Origin of the sequence: Streptosporangium minutum (assembly GCF_002149035.1) — a bacterium.
GTDB classification, from domain to species: domain Bacteria; phylum Actinomycetota; class Actinomycetes; order Streptosporangiales; family Streptosporangiaceae; genus Streptosporangium; species Streptosporangium minutum.
Window position 1 is genome coordinate 1 of the sequence record NZ_NGFP01000109.1, and the last position, 20,810, is coordinate 20,810.

Here is a 20,810-nt window from a genome sequence, read left to right on the forward strand (position 1 = left end):
CCGTACGGGGCGGGGCGGGTGGAGTGGGTGAGGTGCCCGCTGTAAGGCGAGGCTGGAGCGGAGCTCGCGGCGGGGCGGTCCTGCCGTGAGGTCGGGGCGGAGGGAAGGGTAAGGAGCTACTCGGGGAGGTCGAAGGGGAGTTTGAGGCCGTCCAGGGCGTTGCCGCAGGGGCAGGCGCGGTTCTGGGGCAGGGCGGCGACGACGTCGGTGACGAGGGAGCGCATGCGGGCGATGTTGGTGGCGAAGAAGGCGAGGACCTCCTCGTGGGTGACCCCCTCGCCGGCCTCGACTCCGGCGTCGTGGTCGGTGACCAGCGACAGTGAGGTGTAACACATGGCCAGCTCGCGGGCGAGGACGGATTCGGGGAAGCCGGTCATGCCGACGATCGTCCAGCCGTTGGCGGTGAACCAGCGGGATTCGGCGCGGGTGGAGAAGCGGGGGCCTTCGATGACCACCAGGGTGCCGTTGTCTGCCAGGTCCCACCCGGTGGACCGGGCGGTCGACGCGGCCGCCGCCCGGCCGGTGGGGCAGTAGGGGTCGGCGAAGGCGACGTGGACGACGCCGTCGCTGTCGTAGTAGGTCTGCGCGCGGCCGGAGGTGCGGTCGACGAGCTGGTCCGGGACGACCAAGGTGCCGGGGCCGAGCTCGGGGCGGAGGGAGCCGACGGCACTGGGGGCGAGAACCTGGCGGACGCCGAGGGAACGCAGGGCCCACAGGTTGGCGCGGTAGGGGATGCGATGGGGTGGGAAGCGGTGGTCGCGGCCATGGCGGGGCAGGAAGGCGACCGAGCGCTCTCCGAGCCTGCCGACGGTGACGACGTCGCTGGGGGGACCGTAGGGGGTCGCCACCTCGATCTCCGTGGCGTCGTCGAGCAGGGAGTAGAAGCCCGAGCCGCCGATGACTCCGATGTCTGCGCGAGTGACCATGGCGCTGAGATTAGCGCCATCGCGGCCCGTGAGGAGAGCGGGAGCGCGACCTGTGGACACGGCGCACACCCTGTGGATAACCGTGTCCTCAATGTGGCCGTCTGATCACTCTGGGTATGATCTGCCGTACACCGATCGGGGGTTCGGATGAATGCCCAGCAGTCTCGGCGGCACGCGCGGCTCACGGGGGGCGTAGGGCTCGTCATCGGCGCGCTCATGCTCGGCATGCTGCTCGCCGCGCTGGACCAGACGATCGTCTCGACCGCGCTGCCGACGATCGTCAGCGACCTGGGCGGCCTGGAGGAGCTGTCCTGGGTGGTCACCGCCTACATCCTGTCCTCGACCGTCTCGACGCCCCTGTGGGGCAAGCTCGGCGACCAGTACGGCAGGAAGAAACTGTTCCAGGCCGCGATCGTCGTCTTCCTGGTGGGCTCGGCGCTGTGCGGCCTGTCGCGGAACATGGGAGAGCTCATCGGCTTCCGCGCCCTGCAGGGGCTGGGCGGCGGCGGTCTCATGGTGCTCGCCCAGGCGATCGTCGGGGACGTCGTGCCGGTCCGGGAGCGGGGGAGGTACCAGGGGTTCTTCGGCGCGGTGTTCGCGGTCTCCAGCGTCGCGGGGCCACTGCTCGGCGGCCTCTTCGTGGACCACCTGTCCTGGCACTGGGTCTTCTACGTCAACCTGCCGATCGGCGTCCTCGCGTTGATCGTGATCTCCACGGCGCTGCCGTCCGGCACGGAGCGGACACGGCACGCCATCGACTACCTCGGCATGGTCTTCCTCGGCGGCGGGGCCGCCTGCCTGGTCCTGATGGCCACCTGGGGCGGGACCGCCTACCCCTGGGGGGACCCGGTCGTCGTCGGGCTGGGAATCGCCGCGGCGGCGCTGCTGGCGCTCTGGTGGCAGGCGGAGAAGCGGGCGAGGGAACCGGTGCTGCCGCCGCGCCTGTTCAGGATGCGGGTCTTCAACGTGGCCTCGCTGATCGGCTTCGTCGTGGGTTTCGCGATGTTTGGCCCGCTCACCTACATGCCGCTGTTCCTGCAGGTCGTCCAGGGAGTCTCGCCCACCGCGTCCGGGCTCCACCTGCTGCCGATGATGGGCGGCATGCTGGTGACCTCGATCGTCAGCGGGCAGATCATCACGCGCAGCGGGAGATACAAGGTCTTCCCGATCCTCGGCACCGCGATCGTGTCGATCGGGCTCTACCTGCTCTCCCACGTCCGCGAGGACACCTCCACCCTCCGGCTCAGCGTCTACCTGCTCGTGCTGGGCGTGGGCATCGGCCTGGTGATGCAGGTGCTGGTGATCGTGGTGCAGAACGCGGTCGGGTTCGAGGACCTCGGGGTGGCCACCTCGGGGGCGACCTTCTTCCGCCTGATCGGCGGCTCGTTCGGCGTCGCGATCGCCGGATCGATCTTCACATCGCGGCTCACCGACGACCTGGTACGGCTCTCGCGGACGGTGAGCATCCCGCCGGGGATGGAGAGGGCGGTCCAGTCGGACCCGACGGTCGTCCAGAGGCTGCCGCCGGAGACCGCCACGGCGTTCCTCGCGGCCTACTCCGACGCGATCGCCCACGTTTTCCTCTACAGCGCGCCGGCGGTCCTGATCGCCTTCGCCGCGGCCTGGCTGCTGCCCGAGGTGCCTCTGCGGGAGACCACCAAGGCGGCCGACCTGGGCGAAGGCTACGGCGCCGCGCCCACCGAACGCTCCTCGCTCGCCGAGGTGGAGCGGGGGCTGTGGCGGCTGGCCGACGCGGACATGCGCAGGGACTACTACCGCCGCCTGAGCGACATGGCCGACCTGGATCTGCCGCCCGGCGCCGTGTGGCTGCTCGCCCGCCTCGGCACCCAGGGTCCCCAGGCGGGCACGGAGCTCGCCGAGCGGGCGGGGGTGACGGTCGAAAGGGGCCGGCCGTACGCGGACCTGCTCGTCGCGCGCGGCCTGGTCCGCCGGGCCGACGACGGCGTCCTGGGACTGACCCCGGCCGGCGAGCAGGTGGCCGACCGGCTGGTCGCGGAGGCCCGTGAGGGTCTCCGGCGGCTGGTCCGGGACTGGAACCCCGAGGAGCATCCCCGGCTCCGCGAGCTGCTGCAGCGGCTCCCCGGCGAGCTGCTCGGCTCGGCGGGCGATCGCCCCCGGAACGGGTGACCGGCCTGCGGAACGGCTGACCGGCCTGCGGCAGGTACGGCGGGCCCTATCACGGGAGATACGGCCGACCGGCCTGCGGCAGGTGCGGCGGGCCCGGTCACGGGAGGTACGGCGGGCCCGGCCTGCGGCAGGTACGGTCGCGGGAGGAGCGGCTCGTCCGTCCGCGGACGGAACGGCCGGCCCTTGGAGCGCGACCTCCCGGAACGGCCGACCCGGTCCGGGAGGCCGGCTCAGGACGCCGCGGGGGCCGGGCTGCTCGTGGTCTTCGTCGTCTTCGAGGACGTCGAGGAGGCCGACTCCGTCGACGAGCCGGACGAGCCGGACGAGTCGGAGCCGGACGAGGCCGGCGAGCTCGACGAGGAGCTCGCGCCGCCGGAGCTCACCGTGCTCGTGGAGGAAGACCGGCTGTCGGTCCGGTAGAAGCCCGACCCCTTGAAGACGATGCCGACCGCGGAGAACACCTTGCGTAGCTCGCCCGAGCAGGTCGGGCACTCGGTGAGCGCGTCGTCGGAGAACTTCTGGACGATGTCGAACTCATTGCCGCATGCACTACAGGCGTACTGGTAGGTGGGCACGCGCTCCTCCTCGGTTGTCCGCGCCGATTGGCACTCTATAGACGCGACTGCTAATGGTACGCAGCCGACAAGCTTAAACGCGAGTCGAACCTGTCGCATTCCACTCGGATCAGGTGCCCAGCTCGCCGAACCAGCCGGCGAGTTTGCCCCTGCGGCTGATCGCCCGTATCCGCCGTTCGACCGGATCCCTGCAGGCCGCGGTGGTCACGACCAGGAGTTGGTCGTCGATCCTGATCCTCGTGGAGTCGGCGGGCACGAACGTCCGGCCGTCCCTGACGATCAGCGTCACCTGGGCGTCGGTGGGCAGCCTCAGCTCGAAGATCTCCACGCCGTGCAGCTTCGAGGTGGGCGGCACCTTGATCTGCAGCAGGTCGGCGTTGAGCTCCTCCAGCGGCGCCGAGTCCACCTCCAGGTCGCGGGCTTCGTCGGGAGTGGAGAGCCCGAGCAGCTTCGCCACGAAGGGCAGCGTCGGCCCCTGCACCAGGGTGTAGACGACGACGATGACGAAGACCTCGTTGAACACGAACTTGGCGGTGCCCTCCGCGACCGAGTCGGCGGCCCAGGGAATGGTCGCGAGCACGATGGGCACCGCTCCGCGCAGTCCCGCCCACGACAGGAAGGCCTGTTCCCGCCAGTTCAGCCGGTCGACCCGTGCCAGCCGTACCAGCTGGGCGGAGAGGACGATCGACAGCGGCCGGACCACCAGGACCAGGATCAGCCCGGCCACCAGGCCCGGGACGATCGCCGACGGCATCTCCGACGGGCTGGCCAGCATGCCGAGCATGACGAACAGGCCGATCTGGGCCAGCCAGGCGACGCCCTCGGCGAACCCGCGGGAGGCGGCCCGGTGCGGCATCCGGGAGTTGCCCATGACCAGGGAGGCCAGGTAGATCGCCAGGAAGCCGCTGCCGTGCAGGAGCACGGCGCCGGCGTAGGCGACGAACGACAGCGCCAGCACCGCGATCGGGTACAGGCCGGAGACCGGCAGCGCGATGCGGCGCAGCGCGTAGACGCCGAGCGGCCCGACCGCCAGGCCGACGATCGCGCCCACCGTCAGCTCGAAGACGACCAGCAGCAGCGCGCTTCCCAGACTGGGCGAGGTGGCGGCGCTCAGCAGCATCACGGCGATGACGGTCGGCGCGTCGTTGAGGCCGGACTCGGCCTCCAGGATGCCCGCCAGGCGCGGGGGCAGGGGGAGGCGGCGCAGGACGGAGAAGACGGCCGCCGCGTCGGTGGAGGCGAGGATCGCACCGAGCAGCAGCGCGGTCCGCCAGTCCATGCCGAGCAGCAGGTGCACGGGGACCGCGACGGCCGCGACGCTTATCCCGACACCGACGGTGGCCAGCACCAGCGCGGTCGGGATGGAGCGCTTGACGTGGTTCCAGTTGGTGGTCAGGCCGCCTTCGGCCAGGATGATCGCCAGGGCGACCAGCCCCATCTGCTGGGCGAGCTCAGGGTTCTCGAACTGGAGCCCGAAGCCGGACTCGCCGACGAGCAGGCCGAAGCCCAAGAAGATGAGAAGGCTCGGCAGCCCGCTCCGGTGGGCGACCCGCACCGCGAGGATGGCCGCGATGACGATTCCAGCCCCGAGAAGCAGCCAGACATCCCATCCCATCTGGCCCCCTCTCTGACTCCAGGGACCATTGTGTCGCATTCGGCCGAGTCGTCAGGCACTCCGAGGAGCGACGGCGGTGATCCCGCCCGGCAGGGCCGCGTAGCGGACCGGCAGGTCGTGAGGCTCGGCGGGGACGCCCTCCAGCAGCTCACCCTCGTAGAGCAGGGCGACCGTCGGCACGTTCGGGCCGACCCTCGCCAGCGCCCGGTCGTAGGAGCCGCCGCCGCGGCCGAGCCGTACTCCGGTGAACCGGTCCACCGCCAGCGCGGGCACGATCACCAGGGCGGCGGTCCTGATCGCGTCGACGCCGCGCCGGGTGTCCACCGGCTCCATGAGCCCGAAACGGCCGGGAGCGAGCGTGTCGGGACCGTCGTACACCGCCCAGTCGAGGTCGTCGTCGTCACGGAGCACCGGCAGGATCACGGTGGCGCCGTGTTTCCACAGCGCGAAGACGAGCCCGTGGGTCGCCGGTTCCGTCCCGATGGACCAGTAGCACGCGATGAGGCCGGCCATCTGGACCCACGGCTGCTCCAGCAGTGTTTCCCGAGTCCGGACGGAAGCCGCATGCCGCTCGTCTCCGGGGATCGAGGCACGCGCGGCCTCGACCGTCGAGCGCAGCTTCAGCTTGTCCACAGATCCCTCCACTATGGTTTCGGTTATGGCCGACTTGCATCCTGTGACCAAAGCCGTTGTTCCCGCCGCGGGCCTGGGCACCCGCTTCCTACCGGCGACCAAGGCGACTCCCAAGGAGATGCTGCCGATCGTCGACAAGCCCGCGATCCAGTATGTCGTCGAGGAGGCGGTCTCCGCCGGGCTGCTCGACGTCCTGATGGTCACCGGTAAGAACAAGCGTTCCATCGAGGACCACTTCGACCGGGCGATCGAGCTTGAGGACGCCCTGGAGGCCAAGGGCGACGACGAACGGCTCTCCCAGGTGCGGGAGCCCGCCGACCTGGCGACGCTCCACTACGTACGGCAGGGCGAGCCGCGCGGCCTCGGCCACGCCGTGCTCTGCGCCAAGCAGCACGTGGGCGACCACCCGTTCGCCTGCCTGCTCGGTGACGACCTGATCGACTACCGCGACGAGCTCCTCAAGCGCATGATCGAGGTACGCGGCACCTACGGCGGCAGCGTCATCGCGCTGATGGAGGTGCCGAAGGAGCAGGTCTCCCTGTACGGCTGCGCCGCCATCGAGCCCACCTCCGAGGACGACGTGGTGCGGGTGACCGACCTGGTGGAGAAGCCGCCGGCCGAGGAGGCCCCGTCCAACTGGGCCGTCATCGGCCGCTACGTGATCGACCCCGCCGTCTTCGAGGTCCTGGAGAACACCCCTCCGGGCCGCGGCAACGAGATCCAGCTGACCGACGCCCTGCGCACCCTGGCCGGTCGCGGCGGGGACGAGGGCGGGCCGGTCCACGGCGTGCTGTTCCGCGGCCGCCGCTACGACACCGGCAACAAGCTCGACTACCTGCGCACCGTGGTGCAGTTCGCGGCGGACCGGTCCGACCTGGCACCGGAGTTCATGCCCTGGCTGAAGGAGTTCCTGGCATCCCGATGACCCCGACGAGCCCGATGAGATCGGTTGACGACCACCTGGCGGACATCCTGCTCACCGTGCGGGCACTCGCCCCGCTTGAGGTGGATCTGGAACAGGCGCTGGGCACGACCCTGGCCGAGGAGGTCACCTCCCCGGTCCCGCTGCCGCCGTTCGACAACTCGGCCATGGACGGCTACGCCGTACGGGCCGAAGACGTCAGGCAGCCCCCGGTGACGCTGCCGGTGCTCGGTGACATCGCGGCCGGTGACGACGGGCGGCTCACCGTCGGCCCCGGCACGGTCACGCGGATCATGACCGGCGCCCCGATGCCCGAGGGGGCCGACGCCGTGGTCCCGGTCGAGTGGACCGACGGCGGCACGGCCCAGGTCACGATCGACCGGCCGGCGCCGCCGGGAAACGCGATCCGCCGTGCGGGCGAGGACGTGCGCGCCGGTGAGGTCGTGCTGCCGGCGGGGACCTTGATCGGTCCCGCGCAGCTCGGCATCCTGGCCGGGGTCGGCCGCCGCCGGGTGCTGGTACGGCCCCGGCCGAGAGTCGTGGTGATCTCCACAGGTGCGGAGCTGGCCGAGCCCGGCACCCCTCTGGCCCCCGGCCAGATCTGGGAGTCCAACAGCTACACCCTGGTCGCCGCCGTCCGCGAGGCCGGGGGCGACGGGTACCGGGCCGGAGTCGTGGCCGACGACGCCCGGCTGTTCCTCGACCAGCTCGACGCGCAGCTCCTGCGGGCCGACGCAGTGATCACCAGCGGCGGCGTCTCGATGGGCGCCTACGAGCCGGTCAAGGAGGCGCTCGGCCCTCTCGGCACGGTCCGTTTCGACCGCGTCGCCATGCAGCCGGGCATGCCCCAGGGGTTCGGCGTGGTGGGCGAGGACCAGATTCCGATCTTCGCGCTGCCGGGCAATCCGGTGTCGTCCTTCGTGTCGTTCATGTTGTTCGTCCGGCCGGCGCTGCGGAAGATGCGCGGCCTGCCCGCCGGGCCCGCGCCGACGGTGCGCGCCCTGACCGCCTCACCGCTCCGCTCGCCCCAGGGCAGGCGGTCCTACCTGCGGGCGGTGCTGGCCGCCGACGGGACCGTCACACCGGTGCGGGGGCAGGGCTCGCACCAGCTCGCCGCCCTGGCCGCGGCCAACGCCCTGATCGTGATCTCCGAGGACGTCACCGAACTGCCCGAGGGCGCGACCGTGGAGGTCATCCCCCTGTGAACGGGCGGATCCGGGCGGACGCGGGGATCCGGGCAGGCGCGGTGATTCGGGCGAGCGCGATGATTCGGGCGGACGCGGTGATTCAGGTGGTTCAGGCAAGCAGGCGGGGTGACGGGCGGAGCGATCCGCGTGGGCGCATGCGAGCGAGCGGACGGAGTGCGCGAGCCGGTGCGGTGAGCGCGTGCGCCGGGACGCAGGGCATTGTGTGCATATGAGTGGATTCACGCATATCGATGAGACCGGCGCGGCACGCATGGTGGACGTCTCCACCAAGGACGTCTCCGTCCGTACGGCGAGCGCCACCGGCAAGGTGCTGCTGTCGACCGAGGCCGTGGCCCTGCTGAGGTCGGGGGACATCCCCAAGGGCGACGCGATCGGCACCGCGCGGATCGCGGGCATCATGGGCGCCAAGCGCACCCCCGACCTGATCCCGCTCTGCCACCCGATCGCACTGCACGGGGTGAAGGTCGAGCTGGCCGTGGTCGACGACGGCGTGGAGATCACCGCCCGGGTCAAGACCGCCGACCGGACCGGTGTCGAGATGGAGGCGCTGACCGCCGTCTCGGTCGCCGCGCTCGCGCTGATCGACATGGTCAAGGCGGTGGACCCGGCAGCTGTGATTACCGATGTCCGGGTCGAGGAGAAGACCGGCGGCAAGACCGGGGTGTGGAACCGGCAGGCCTGATCGCCGGCGTCGGTGCGGAGGCGATTGTCGGGGCCTGAGGGCGTCGCGGATGCGGCTGTCGGGGCCTGAGGGCGGGCGTGGTGAGCGAGGCTGGGAGGATGTCGGCATGAGAGCTCTGGTGATCACGGCGTCCAACCGGGCCTCCGCCGGGATATACGAGGATAAATCCGGAAAACTGCTGGCCGAGCTTCTCGCCGAGGCCGGATGCGACGTGGACGGTCCCCGGGTGGTCCCCGACGGCTACGAGGTGGATCTGGCACTGCGGGCGGGGGTGGCCGAGGGATACGACGTGATCGTCACCACCGGCGGCACCGGGCTGACCCCGGCCGACCTCACCCCGGAGATGACCGCGCGGGTACTGGACCGGGAGATCCCCGGCATCGCCGAGGCCATCCGGCAGTCCAGCCGTGACAGGGTGCCCACCTCGATCCTGTCCCGTGGGCTCGCCGGGCAGGCCGGCGGCAGCCTGATCGTCAACCTGCCGGGCTCCACCGGAGGGGTCCGCGACGGCATGGCCGTGCTCCTGCCCGTGCTGGAGCACGCCGTGGACCAGATCCGAGGGGGAGACCACCCACGCTGAGCCGCCTGAAGGACTCCATGGCACCCGGCGTGTCTTGGGGGGATGATGGAGGGCGTGGATCGACTACGTGGCTGGCCGGTGACCCTGACGGAAGGCCCGGTGGGACTTCGGCCGCTGCGCCTGCGGGATGTGCGTGTCTGGCGGGAGTCGCGGCTGCGCAACGCCAACTGGCTCCGCCCCTGGGAGCCCAGCAACCCGGAGACCCCTCTGTTCAGGACGGGCCTCGGTCCCTACATCTCGATGGCCGGCACCCTTCGCAGGGAGGCCCGGCAGGGGCTCGCGCTGCCCTGGGTCGTCACCTACGAGGGCGCCTTCGTCGGGCAGCTCACGGTCGGCGCCATCGTCTGGGGTTCGGCCAGATCGGCCCAGATCGGCTACTGGGTGGACGGCGCCCTGGCCGGCCGGGGCATCATTCCCACCGCCGTGGCCATGGCGGTCGACCACTGTTTCTTCACCACCGGGCTGCACCGGGTGGAGGCCAACATCAGACCGGAGAATCACGCAAGTCGCAGGGTGGTTGAAAAGCTCGGCTTCAGGGAAGAAGGCATCAGAAGGCGACATCTGCACATCGACGGTGCTTGGCGTGACCACATTTGTTACGCGCTCACGGTCGAAGACGCACCAAGAGGCCTGCTCGTGCGGTGGCGGAGGGCCCGAGAATCGGCGGCCCATGGTGGCGCTCCCCATGAAGAGGTTTGAAGATCTCGCGACACACCGCACTGAATACTCGTCAAATAGTGACACGCGGTCTTACGGTGCGTGACGTGAGCACATTGAAGACGCCAAGAGACCACAGGCGTTTTCATGCTGCCCGGAGGCTGCCGTGAGCAGCGCTCTTCTCTATCTGGCCATTGTCATAATGTGGTTGTGCGTCCTCGTCCCCATGTGGTTGCGCCGGGACCGCCCCACCTTCGCCGAGACCGACAAGGGCGCTGAGCCGTACGTCCCGGACGAGCAGCCGATCGAGGACGAGGCCTCCGATACCAGGACCGATCTCGCGCCCGTGGGGACGACCACGACCGAGTCCCGGTCCCTGCGGGCCTCGGGCGAACGCCGTCGCGCCGAGCAGCGCCGCCGGGCGCTGCAGGTGGCCAAACGCAGGCGGCTGACCTTCTGGTGCACGCTCCTGCTCCTCGCCTCGATGGTGACGGCCGCCGTCCAGATCATCCCCTGGTGGGGTGTCGCGCCCTCAGTGGTGCTTCTAGGTACTTACCTGGCTATTCTGCGGGTCTCGGTCCAGATCGACGCCGAGCAGCGCAGGGCCGCCGCTCAGGCCCGCGCGGAACGTGCCAGGCGCGCCCGGCGCCGGGCCGCCCGGTTGGAGGCCCAGCAGCCGGTCGCGGAGATCATCGACCTGGCCGCGCACCGGGACGAGCTCTTCGACCAGTACGCCGAGCCCCCCCGCCGTGCGGTCGGCGATTGATCTTCGCCGTGAATGGCGCGAGCGGCTCCGGAAGTTTGCTAACCTAGTGCACGTCTTGGGGATGTAGCGCAGTCCGGTAGCGCACTTCGTTCGCATCGAAGGGGTCAGGGGTTCGAATCCCCTCATCTCCACAAGATCGAAAGGCTCGGTTCCAGATAATGGAGCCGGGCCTTTTCGCTGTTCAGGGCCTGTGTTTTGGCTCCTCCTCGTAGGAGGGGCATATGGCGATGGTGCTGACGGTGCCGTCGCCCCAGACGGTGGTGTTCATCATTGTCCGCCCATCCAGGGACGCCACCGTGAACTCCGGTATGAAGCGCGTCGTGTGCAGCCCTGCCATCCAGCTCCGCAGCTGATCTACTTCGCTCGCGACGAAGTCCCAGTCGTCGAGGAGCCCTACTCGGACCCAGGCGGTGTGGGCTTCCTCATCGCCTGCTTCGCCGTACTCCGCATACTCCACCGCCAGCAGGAACTCGCGGTCATCGTTGAAGAGCCCGTACTCCGTTGCCATCCGGAACCAGCTCGCATTGACCTTGTCAGGCATGTCTGGAGCGTCGACATCGGCTACTTCGTCGGGGTGGGAATCGAACCGACCATGCTCGGGACCTGCACTTGCGGCTGAGTATCCCGGTGGCAGCGGAGGCAACTGGACTTCTGCCTGATTCCGCCGCTCTATGAAGCGGAGCCCTGCCGGCGCGAGCAGAGCGGCCATCTCGACATCAGTGATCGTCACAGACGCACGATAGCCGTCGAGGTGGGGCCTAGCTTCCCCTGAACTCTCGTGGATTGGAGTCAGTGAAAAGTCAGCGAACTCGCTGACACGAGGGCGTGGCCGAGATCATCAGACGGCATCGGCGCGGTACCTGACGGCACAGGATGACATCCGGCGAGCAGGCCCGGTGCGTCCTACCAGGGTTCGCATCGAAGGGGGCAGGGGTTCGAATCCCCTCATCTCCACAAGGGGCCGTTCTTGAGTTGGCTCAGGAACGGTTGACGAGATCCTGTCCGATCGCTTGATCGGGCGGGATCTCGTCGTTTCCGAGGTCCTGTGGCCGCCGGCCGGGCTGATTTTGGCTCGTGTGGTGGTCGCGGCGGAGGGCGCTGGTGGTGGTGGACCGCTGTGAGCGTGTGTGGGACCGGCCGGTGGGCATGCGAAACCCGGCGGTCGTTGTGGTGTTGTGCGGTGGGTGGCGGGGCGGATCACTCGCGAGGTGGCGGTCTGCTGTTGGCCCTGGATGGGACAAGGTCGTGCTCGCAGGCGTTGTCGTGTCCTGGGTGTGGGCTCGGGGTGGTCGTGGGTCTGCCGTCGGCAGGGAAAGGATCAGTCGCAGCGCGGGCGGAACATCCAGAAATGCCGCGAGGGTCGAGGATGGTGGGAACCACCCTCGACCCTCGCGAGCCCTTGGGGGCGGCGGTGTGGCGCTTACTTGCAGAGTGCGGCCTCGATGTGCTTAGCGGCGGGAAGCATCACGGCAGGGGCGGTGACGGCGATGGTGGCCGCGCGTCCGTCGCTGGTCACGGTGTTGCGGGTGACGTAGCCGGGGCGTTGCCGCCGGGTGTTCAGGCGAAGCCGCCGCAGCTCGGCTTCAGCCTGGCGAGGCCGAGTCCGTGGCGGGCGCCGCCGGTGGCGTCGAAGCCGGGGCCGCGACGGTGATCGCGTTCTGCCTGGGCCTTTGTGACTTAAGCACATTTGTGACTTAAGCACAGAGGAAGCCACAGGACCGTGAACGGTAAACAGCTGCGCGGGCGCCCCACGAGCACCACGCCCGCCCGGCCTGGACGGACGTGGACAGGCTACGTGATCATCCGACCGCGTAGGCGCGGATGATCGTCTGCGTGAGGCCGGTGCCGGCGGTGTCGGTCGCCGTCACCCGCAGCGAGATGAATCCCGGTGTGTTCGGGTTGGGCACCGCGGCCGTCCATCCCGTGGGAGTCGGGGCAGCCGGGATCCGGCGCCAGCTCGTGCCGTCGTCGGAGGACATCTCCAGTTGGACGGACCGTACCGCTGCCTTGGGGGCTCCCGGGTTTCGCTCGACCCACATCGGCAGCCGAGTCGCAGAACCCGGCTTGGCGCGGTTGGCGTCGTCGAGCCCAGAAGGGGCGAAGCGCACCGCCATCAGCGGCAGCGGCTGCTCCTTCGCCGTGCTCGCCGACCGGAACGTCCAGACGCTGTGCACAGCCGTGGACAGCGTCGAGTACGGCACCTGCCTGCGCATCGACGTGCTCAGTATGTACGCGGCGGACTCGACCGGCAGGTCGGCCTGGAGCCCGCACGTCTGCGGCTGGTCGAGCGTGCACTTGGCGAGATCTGTCGTGGCGAGTACTCGCCCGTCTCGGATGAGAGTGGCGGTGCCGGTGGCCGCGGCGTCCACACCGGTCCTTCCGGCGACGCCGTCGGCGAAGATTCTGCCGGCGGAGAAGGTCAGCTCGTCGCCGGTGCGGCTGCCGCTGGGTCTGGCGAGGGACGGGCCGCTCACCGCCGCATTCCACACCTCTTGGGTGTGTCCACGCTTCATGGCTTTGCCGCCGTCGACCATCAGGGATGTGCCGACCTCGAGCCAGCTGTCCCAGATCAACCCGGGGGTCCGATAGTGCGTGAGCGTGCCGGGCAGGTCAATGTCGTCGGGAGGCTCGGACATGAACAGGGACTCGGCGTCGCGAAAGCGGGGCCCGAAGAGCGGGGTGCCCTTGGCCGCCACCCCAGACGCCCGGTAGGTCGCCGTCACCTTCGCGAGATCCCGCTGCCTGGCGGTGTACGTGGGATCCTCGGGGATCCCGTCGGTGTGGTAATCGACGAGGTCGTAGACATACGGGCTCGGCGACACGTCCTTGCTGTACCAGACGGTTCTGAGCATGTAGTGCAGCCCCGCCCGGCGCCCGGGAACGACAAAGAACCTGGCATTGACGTCCAGGCTCGTCGACCAGGCGATGCCCCACCGGCCTTGACCCAGCTGCGTTTCGAAGCCACGTCTGGGCGCCGCGGTCGGGTCGTCGAGCGCGACCCGGACCGGCTTGCCCTGACGTGCGTCTACGGTGACCCGCTGGTCGCCGCTGTCGACCTTCAGCGTGGTGTGGGCGATCGTTCTCCCGGTCGCCCGTTCGTCGATCTCCGAATAGAGGCTCCATTCGCCCCTGGGCAGCCGGACCTTGGCGACCCCGTTCTCGAGGGCCAGCTCGTGGACGGCGCCGGTTTTCGGGTCATAAATCTGGATGTAGGAGCTGACGGGTTCGCCGCCTCTGCCGATGGTGTCGATGGTCACGTCGTAGGACTCCGGCTCGACGTACGCGCCGGCCAGGGTGCGGATCACGGTCTCGCCCGACCGGGCGGTGACGGTCCCGGGATAGTCGCCCTTGGCCTTTCCCTTGGCGTCGATCGTGAGCGTGACCGACACCTGTCCTCTGGCGGGTACCTCGATCCGCTGGGTGGAGAGCTTCAGCACCTCCCCCTCGGCGGTGAGGTCGAGATCGACCGGAGCGTCTCCGGAGTTGGCGTAGGTGATGATCCTGGTCGTCACGTGATCGCCTGAGCCATCCCAGGGGAAGGCGGCCCACATGTTGCCCGGCTCGGCCACGACCTGCTGGGCGAGCGCGCGGACCAGGTCCACCCGCCCGGTGCCCTGCTGGTACGGCGTCGCGCCGGCCGAGGGCGCGGCGCTGCCGGTGAGCGCGGCCTTGAGCTGCTCGCCGGTCCACTCGGGGTGGCGCTGAGCGAGGATCGCCGCGGCTCCGACCACATGCGGGGTGGCCATCGAGGTGCCACTCATCGCGACGTGGGAGCCCTCGGTGGTGCCGGCGGCCGCAGCGGCCACGATGCCCACGCCCGGCGCGGTGACGTCCGGCTTGATCGCGTGATCGCCCTCACGCGGTCCGGTGCTGGAGAAAGGAGCCATCCGGTCCTCCCTGTCGACGGCGCCCACCGTGAGGGCCGCGTCGGCGCTGCCAGGACTGTCCACTGGGCGCAGCCCGCCGCTGTTTCCCGCAGCCGTGACGAACAGCGTGCCCGTCCGCGCGGACAACGCGTTCACCGCCTGTTCCAAGGGGTCGAGCTCCGGGGTATCACTCCCACCGAAGCTCATGTTGACGATCCTGGCCTTGACCTCGATGGCGGCCCATTCCATCCCCGCCAGGATGGCGGATTCAGTCAGACCGGAGGCGTTGCCCACTTTGCCGATGGCGAGCTTCGCGTCCGGCGCCACCCCCCGGTACTTCTCCCCGGCCCCGGCGACGGTCGAGGCGATGTGGGTGCCGTGGCCGAGGGTGTCGCGGATGTCGGGATCCTCGCTGAAGTTGCGCTCCTGCGCCACCACACCCCTCAGGTCCGGATGTTCGGGGTCGTAGCCGGAGTCGAGCACGGCGACCGTGACCCCCTTGCCGGTCATGCCCTGCTTCCACGCCTCGGTGGCACCGATCTGCTTGACACTCTGGTCCAGGGTGAAGAACCGGCGGCCGTCCAGCCAGAGCTTCGTCGTCCCCGCGGCCAGGGTGCGGGCACCGTCCGTCAGGTCCTTCCACGCCTGACCCGCGCTCGCCTTGGGCACGCGGAGCGTAGTCATGCCCAGGCCGGCGAGCTGTCGGGTCTGTTGCGTCCCCTGGGGCGGGGCCGCCAGGCCTTTGGCCGACTGGATGATCAGCGGGATGTCGGTCCTGCCAGCGTCCCCGTATCTCCATTCCAGGAGCTGCGTGATGTCGAACAGCCGCCTGTCGAGCACCCCCTCCGCGACCAGAGCCCTGGCATCGGACGGGATCACGTACAGGTGGCCCTCGCGCACCTGCTTCATGAACCCGACCTGCCTGCCAGGGCCAGGCTCCACGCGATACCCCTTGCCGGTGACCACGACCCGGTCACCGGTGATCAAAGTCACGCTGCTCGTCTGCCGAGTGCTTGGCTGCTGGATGTGGGCACGCTCACCCGGTACCGGCGTGAATCCGATCGTTCCTGCTAAGAGGGTGGCGATGAGTGGGTTGCCTAAGGACATGAGCTGCCTCTCGGGGAAATAGGGAATGATCTGCTCCCCTGTTGCCCGAAGAGTGCTGCCGGGTTCGCGGTTGTCTGCTTTCGCGAGGTTGGAGCATCGGTCGTTCTCAGGCCCGGCGCGGGTAGCGCCCGATGCCCCCGCAGGACACCGTCGCCCACCGGAGAGAACACTGTGTCAGCCGCCCGACCGCAACGTCGACAATTCTCCTGTCAGACCTTCGCACCGGTTATCTGCCATTTCGACGAGTGTGTGAACTCGATCCGGCCCATCGGGAAACAGCGGGCATGACAAGTACGCAGGCCGAGGAGATGGTCGAGGCGGACGACGCCGAGCTTATCCGCCGGTCTCATGACGTCCCGGAGCAGTTCGCTGGCGTGTTCGACCGTTATATCGACCAGATCCACCGCTACATCTCCCGCCGCCTCGGCTCCCAGGCCGCCGACGACATCGCCGCGCAGACATTCCTGATCGCCTTCAGCCAGCGGGAGTCTTACGACCTGACGCACCGGCTGGCCAGGCCCTGGCTGTACGGCATCGCGACCAACCTCATCGCCAGGCACCGGCGCAACGAGGAGCGGTTCCTGCGGGCGCTGTGCCGTACCGGGGTCGACCCCTTGCCGGAGCCGATGGCCGACGAGGCGGTCGGCCGTGTCGCCGCGCAGATGGAGGAGCGCCGGCTGGCCAAGGCGTTGGCGGCCCTGTCGCAGCGGGATCGCGACGTGCTCTTGCTGGTGGCATGGGGCGACCTGACCTACGAGGAAGTGGCCGTGGCACTCGGCATCCCGATCGGGACGGTGCGCTCGCGCTTGCACCGCGCCCGTAAGAAGGCCAGGGCCGCGTTCGGTGACGAAGATCCGACTGCAGAGGACGCATGATGGACAAGATCAGGAAATTTCGCGACAACCCGCCCTTGATCACGGATGAGGCACGTGACGCGGCCCGCGCCCAGCTGCTGCACGCGATGCGCGAGCCAGCCCTCACCGTCAGGCGCCAACGCAGGCCCCGCCTGGCTTGGCGCCTCGTCCTGGCCACCTCGCTCGCGGTGGCCACCGTGGTGGGCTTCACCGTGACGCGGGACGCCGACCAGCCGGTCATCGTCCCCATCGCCAACGTCGGAGAGCTTGGCGAACGGGCCGCCAGGGCCGCCGAGACCGATCCCGACGCGATCGTTCTTTCACCGGGCAAATGGCTGTACACGAAGGAGACCATCGCCCCGCTGCTCAAGGAGCCCAGGCCAGAGGTGGACATGGAGCAGCGCATCACCCTCGAACGGTGGAACAGCGCGGACGGCAAGCAGACGGCGCTGGACGACGGGACGGGCAGGCTCGTCCACCACGAAACCGGTCCTGGCATCACCGCCACCGACCTCGCCGAGGCGCCGGTGACTCCAGAGGAGATGCTCACCAGGATGCGGGCGGCGCTCTCCGGCAAGCCGGTGACCCCCGCGGCCGACGAATCCGACGGGACCATGGAGGAGCGGCTCTTCCAGACGATCCACCAGCTCATGAGCGGGCAGCCGCTCGTTCCCGAAGTAAGGGCGGCGCTGTTCCGCGCGCTCCCGATGATCAAGGGAGTCTCGGTCAAGCAGGACGCCGTCGACGCGACGGGGCGCCACGGAAACGCGTTCGTCTACACCGGGGCCTGGCAACGGTCCGAGATCATCATCAGCCCGGAGGACTACCGGTTCCTGGGAACGTACGGCGAGACCGTCACCGATCGCACGTTCTTCAGCGAGAGAGTCGGGACGGTCAAAGCAGGCACGCCGACGGTGTGGACCGCGTATCTGGAGAGCCAGGTCGTCGACAGGCCGGGGGACCGACCGTAGAGGGTGTCCGGCAACGCCGCGTGCCATGGTACGAAATCGCCAGTGATGACCAGGGAGAATACGAGAATGGCACGCTTCGCCGTCTGATCGCACAACCACATCCAAGATCGAAAAGCTGGGAAGCGATCAACGTCGACCTGGGAAGCGATCTTTCCGCTGCCTCATCAGCCCCAGGTCAAGTGCACTTGTGAACACCCCACCCAGGTCAGAGGCCGCTTCCGAGAGATCGGGAGCGGCCTTCTGCGTTGCTGGGGGACCAACTGAGTGACTATGCCTGCTACTCCGGGTCGCGACCGGAGATCGCCATTACGGCGGAGGTCAGGATGCAACCCAGTCCGACGGCGGAATTGGCGATCAGGAAGGGAATAGCGTCGTTGTCGACACCGCTGACAACCGCTCCGCATCCTCCCAGGAGGAGAACGGCCCATCCGAGGGTCAGCGGGAACATGTGAGATCGGTTCTGAGGTTTCACTGATCATCCTCCGCGGGGTAGGCCAAGCCGGACGATGATGCCACGGCGTGAATCAGTCAGGGAACAACTGGTCCATGGCCTCAGCACCCTCCAGAAGCATCGGGCGGAGCTGCTTGCGGTAGACGGTCTCCGTCACGGAGGTGTTGCGGTGGCCGACCAGGCGGGAGATCTCCTCCCGAGGGATACCGGAGTCGGACAGTAGCGAGACGAAGCTGTGCCGCATCTCCCGAGGTGTCCACTCCTTCTCGTTTAGACCGGCCTGCTTGAGCACAGCCCGGAACGAGCGCCGGACGCTGTGCGCGTCGAGTTCCGTACCGACCTTGGACGCGAACACGAGGTCGTTCTCCTGCCAGGCTTTGGCCGCCTTGCGAGCCACGTCCTGACGCTCCCGATGCAGTTTGAGCGCTTCCCCGCACCGCTTCGGCATGGTCAGCGTGCGCCGGGACTTACGGGTCTTGGTGTCGCCGCCCTCTCGGACCGAGCGCCAGACCATGATGGACGCTGGGGTGCCATCGAGGTCCAGGAGCCGCGCGTCCACGCGCGAGCAGCCTCTACCAGGTGCGAGAGGTTGGGAAGAGTCATGACGGGTCGGGTCCTTTCTGTCAGACAGGATCGGCCCCCGCCGGGGGCGGCCGGTGCGCTTGTCGCGCTGGAGCTCACGGGCGGCCATGACGCACATCAGGTCGATGCACACCGCGACCGCCCAGGACTGCCAGCCGTGCTGGCCGTGTTCGGCGGCCAGTTCGGAGATGTGGGTGAAGGACCCCACAGCTGCGATCACGGCCAGGACCACGATCGGCGCGGAGTCCAGCAGCGTGGAGCGGACGCGGCCGGGCTTGTGACCGGTCATCGGGATTCACCTCCTTCCGGATTCGGGCATGGGCCGGGTAGGGACATGGCGTGGTCAGGGCTCATACCGGGCCGCGGGGAGGTGAGATCAGGCCGCGTGCAGGTCCCGTACGGTGTCACCGATGCGAGGAGCCATGACCTCGGCCCACGACGGGGCCAGGTGGGCATGATGGTGAGCGGCGTACTCGGCGGTGGCCTCGGAGACGTAGAAGGAGCGCGCCCGGTACCACTGGCCATCTTGTGAGGCGACGATGGCGACGCCGGGGGTTTCCGAGGGGATCGCCCGTACAGACACCAGCGCGGCGGCCTCTTCGGGCCGGTCCCGGCCGACCGCCACTGCACACCGGACGCCAGGCAGAGTGACGCGGGGAAATGACCAGCAGGCCATACGGAGTACGGCGACGCGACAGCCGTACGGCGAGCAGACGGTGAAGGTCAAAAGCATGCCTTCGGCGGGGGGTACTCCGGCCCCGAGGTGATCGCCGAGCAAGAGCTCAGGTTGTGGGGGTGGCTGGGGCCGATCGCCTCGTACGCCGTCGACCCAGGCAAGCCCAGCAGACCTACTCCTCCGGGGCAAGCCCGGCCGTGCGGGATGACATCCAATGATCGAGGAACGGCGGCCGGCTGACGTACACGCTGGGCCGGGCCTGCCCTCCGTCCCCGGCCCGCTGCCGCTCCGCGGTGGGTCGACGGCGTACGAGGTGATCAGGGCGGGGCAAGCGTGCGGGATGGCACAGAAACATGGCTAGCCATGCCGGGTTCGTTTGTCTCTCGGAATGCTTTGGCAGTTTCCTCCGGCGGGGGAGAAGGAGATCTCGACCCAGTACTTCTTGGTGGCCGGATCGTTGGCCACATCTAAGGACCAGTAGTCGAACATGAGCTGGAAGTCCGCGGTGAACTTGCCGAGATTCTTCGAGAAACATGAGTCGGATGGCCACTTCTCCGTCGAACGGCCTCGATGGACGAGATGTTCGGTTCCGTCCTCGGTCAGACGCCATCCGTTGGCCTGTGCCTCCTTCTTGTAGTGGGTCGCGATCGCAAATGGGGAGCCGGTGAATTTGTAAATCCGTCCTACCTCGGCGACGCGGTTGTCGTCCATACAGGCTGGTGAGACATACATGCCCTCCTGTCTGTCGCTGCCGTCCGGAGTGGCGTCAGCCGGAGAGCTGTACAGGACAGACTCCTGCTGGGCCTGCTTCCCCCATTCACCATCCGCTGGATCACCGATACAGTCCAGGCCGGTCACGTGGGCGACAGCTGAGCATCCGGCGAGTGAAACTCCCAGCACAACGACCATGGCGAGGCGAATCATCGCGGCGAGCCCGGCCTGGGAACGAGCCGGCGCCCGGGGAGCTTGTGTCATCTTTTTCTCGGTCTCCAAGGGAGGGCGCGTGGCACTGAAAATCGGGGAGCGCATGAAGCCCCTTGTCGCCAGAGGCATGGCAGAAGGGTAGATCCCAGAATCCGTCTCTAGGGGTTGTGGGCGAAATCTTCACAGGCCCTGCACAGACGCATCACACGGTGATTTGCTGATCTGAGCTTCCCCCCGTAGCACGGTCACCTCACCTGAGTTGTCCCTGTGTCGGATGGGAAGGAAGTGCTTCGTGCCCGCAGCTCACCCGATCGAGTTCCGTCAGCGTGCCGTCGAGCTTGCCCGTAAGGGCGACAAACCGGTCTCTGTCTTTGCTGAAGACCGGAGTATCAGCGATTCCTGTCTGCGGAGTTGGATGCGCCAGGCCGACACCGATGACAACGGCGCTGCGAAGCTGACCAGTGTGGAGAAGAAGGAACTCTCCGATCTGCGGCGTCGAACCCGGCAGCTTGAGCCGGAGAATGAGATCCTCAAGCGGGCGACTGCGTATTTCTCCCAGGAGAGCGTGCTCCCAAAATAGGGTACGCGCTGGTCCGTGAACTCGCCGATGAGGACTTTCCTGTCGCGGTGGCCTGCCGGGTGGTGAACATCTCCAGATGGGGTTACA

19 protein-coding genes, 1 tRNA gene and 1 pseudogene are annotated in these 20,810 nt (G+C 68.6%); 12 read left to right on the forward strand and 9 right to left on the reverse strand.

The window, feature by feature from the left end:
* Positions 1–116 precede the first annotated feature (116 nt).
* Positions 117–926, reverse strand: coding sequence for an S-methyl-5'-thioadenosine phosphorylase (locus tag CA984_RS22870; protein ID WP_086575619.1), 810 nt, complete (start codon positions 924–926; stop codon positions 117–119).
* Positions 927–1,073: 147 nt separating this feature from the next.
* Between CA984_RS22870 and CA984_RS22875 the strand changes: the two genes are divergently transcribed.
* Positions 1,074–3,074, forward strand: a complete 2,001-nt coding sequence (locus CA984_RS22875) for an MFS transporter (RefSeq protein ID WP_086575620.1) — start codon at positions 1,074–1,076, stop codon at positions 3,072–3,074.
* A 183-nt stretch (positions 3,075–3,257) separates the two neighbouring features.
* Positions 3,258–3,494, forward strand: a complete 237-nt coding sequence (locus CA984_RS49310; protein WP_423229324.1) for a hypothetical protein — start codon at positions 3,258–3,260, stop codon at positions 3,492–3,494.
* A gap of 14 nt (positions 3,495–3,508) precedes the next feature.
* Here CA984_RS49310 and CA984_RS49315 read toward each other — a convergent pair.
* The 3 genes and pseudogenes from CA984_RS49315 to CA984_RS22890 all read right to left on the reverse strand — a co-directional run.
* A pseudogene (locus CA984_RS49315) lies at positions 3,509–3,748 on the reverse strand (FmdB family zinc ribbon protein); the annotation flags it as partial.
* A 10-nt stretch (positions 3,749–3,758) separates the two neighbouring features.
* Complete coding sequence (locus CA984_RS22885; protein WP_086575622.1) at positions 3,759–5,264, reverse strand: potassium/proton antiporter; 1,506 nt, start codon at positions 5,262–5,264, stop codon at positions 3,759–3,761.
* A gap of 51 nt (positions 5,265–5,315) precedes the next feature.
* Entirely contained in the window at positions 5,316–5,897 is a 582-nt protein-coding gene (locus CA984_RS22890; RefSeq protein WP_086575623.1) for a 5-formyltetrahydrofolate cyclo-ligase, read from the reverse strand.
* Positions 5,898–5,922: 25 nt separating this feature from the next.
* Here CA984_RS22890 and galU point away from each other — a divergent pair, with 25 nt between their 5' ends.
* The 7 genes from galU (at position 5,923) to CA984_RS22925 (ending at position 10,843) form a co-directional block, all read left to right on the forward strand.
* Complete coding sequence (gene galU, locus CA984_RS22895) at positions 5,923–6,822, forward strand: UTP--glucose-1-phosphate uridylyltransferase GalU (protein ID WP_086575624.1); 900 nt, start codon at positions 5,923–5,925, stop codon at positions 6,820–6,822.
* A gap of 14 nt (positions 6,823–6,836) precedes the next feature.
* Entirely contained in the window at positions 6,837–8,024 is a 1,188-nt protein-coding gene (gene glp, locus CA984_RS22900) for a molybdotransferase-like divisome protein Glp (protein ID WP_086575625.1), read from the forward strand.
* Between the two features lie 211 nt (positions 8,025–8,235).
* Entirely contained in the window at positions 8,236–8,709 is a 474-nt protein-coding gene (gene moaC, locus CA984_RS22905; RefSeq protein WP_086575626.1) for a cyclic pyranopterin monophosphate synthase MoaC, read from the forward strand.
* Between the two features lie 106 nt (positions 8,710–8,815).
* Entirely contained in the window at positions 8,816–9,289 is a 474-nt protein-coding gene (locus tag CA984_RS22910) for a MogA/MoaB family molybdenum cofactor biosynthesis protein (RefSeq protein ID WP_086575627.1), read from the forward strand.
* Positions 9,290–9,334: 45 nt separating this feature from the next.
* Positions 9,335–9,988 carry a GNAT family N-acetyltransferase gene (locus CA984_RS22915; RefSeq protein ID WP_086575645.1) on the forward strand — a complete coding sequence of 218 codons (654 nt, stop codon included), beginning with the start codon at positions 9,335–9,337 and terminating at the stop codon, positions 9,986–9,988.
* Positions 9,989–10,112: 124 nt separating this feature from the next.
* A complete protein-coding gene (gene sepX, locus CA984_RS22920; protein ID WP_086575628.1) occupies positions 10,113–10,712 on the forward strand; it encodes a divisome protein SepX/GlpR in 600 nt (199 codons plus the stop codon).
* 57 nt (positions 10,713–10,769) lie between these two features.
* Positions 10,770–10,843: transfer RNA gene (locus CA984_RS22925), tRNA-Ala, on the forward strand.
* Positions 10,844–10,893: 50 nt separating this feature from the next.
* Here CA984_RS22925 and CA984_RS22930 read toward each other — a convergent pair.
* Both CA984_RS22930 and CA984_RS22935 read right to left on the reverse strand, forming a co-directional pair.
* A complete protein-coding gene (locus CA984_RS22930; protein ID WP_086575629.1) occupies positions 10,894–11,442 on the reverse strand; it encodes a hypothetical protein in 549 nt (182 codons plus the stop codon).
* 1,069 nt (positions 11,443–12,511) lie between these two features.
* On the reverse strand, positions 12,512–15,571 hold the full coding sequence (locus tag CA984_RS22935) for a S8 family serine peptidase (RefSeq protein ID WP_165781370.1): 3,060 nt from the start codon (positions 15,569–15,571) through the stop codon (positions 12,512–12,514).
* Between the two features lie 398 nt (positions 15,572–15,969).
* Between CA984_RS22935 and CA984_RS22940 the strand changes: the two genes are divergently transcribed.
* The gene (locus CA984_RS22940) at positions 15,970–16,560 is read left to right on the forward strand and encodes an RNA polymerase sigma factor (protein ID WP_207620992.1); all 591 of its coding nucleotides are present in this window, start codon (positions 15,970–15,972) and stop codon (positions 16,558–16,560) included.
* On the forward strand, positions 16,557–17,510 hold the full coding sequence (locus CA984_RS22945) for a CU044_5270 family protein (protein WP_133061749.1): 954 nt from the start codon (positions 16,557–16,559) through the stop codon (positions 17,508–17,510). The genes CA984_RS22940 and CA984_RS22945 overlap by 4 nt, the downstream gene beginning before the upstream one ends.
* A 524-nt stretch (positions 17,511–18,034) precedes the next feature.
* Here CA984_RS22945 and CA984_RS22950 read toward each other — a convergent pair.
* The 3 genes from CA984_RS22950 to CA984_RS45550 all read right to left on the reverse strand — a co-directional run bounded on the left by CA984_RS22950 (position 18,035) and on the right by CA984_RS45550 (position 20,272).
* On the reverse strand, positions 18,035–18,832 hold the full coding sequence (locus tag CA984_RS22950) for a tyrosine-type recombinase/integrase (protein ID WP_242676117.1): 798 nt from the start codon (positions 18,830–18,832) through the stop codon (positions 18,035–18,037).
* Positions 18,833–18,919: 87 nt separating this feature from the next.
* A complete protein-coding gene (locus CA984_RS22955) occupies positions 18,920–19,168 on the reverse strand; it encodes a hypothetical protein (protein WP_242676118.1) in 249 nt (82 codons plus the stop codon).
* A 408-nt stretch (positions 19,169–19,576) separates the two neighbouring features.
* A complete protein-coding gene (locus CA984_RS45550) occupies positions 19,577–20,272 on the reverse strand; it encodes a hypothetical protein (RefSeq protein ID WP_133061750.1) in 696 nt (231 codons plus the stop codon).
* A gap of 163 nt (positions 20,273–20,435) precedes the next feature.
* Between CA984_RS45550 and CA984_RS22965 the strand changes: the two genes are divergently transcribed.
* A complete protein-coding gene (locus tag CA984_RS22965; protein ID WP_165781371.1) occupies positions 20,436–20,723 on the forward strand; it encodes a transposase in 288 nt (95 codons plus the stop codon).
* Positions 20,724–20,810 lie beyond the last annotated feature (87 nt).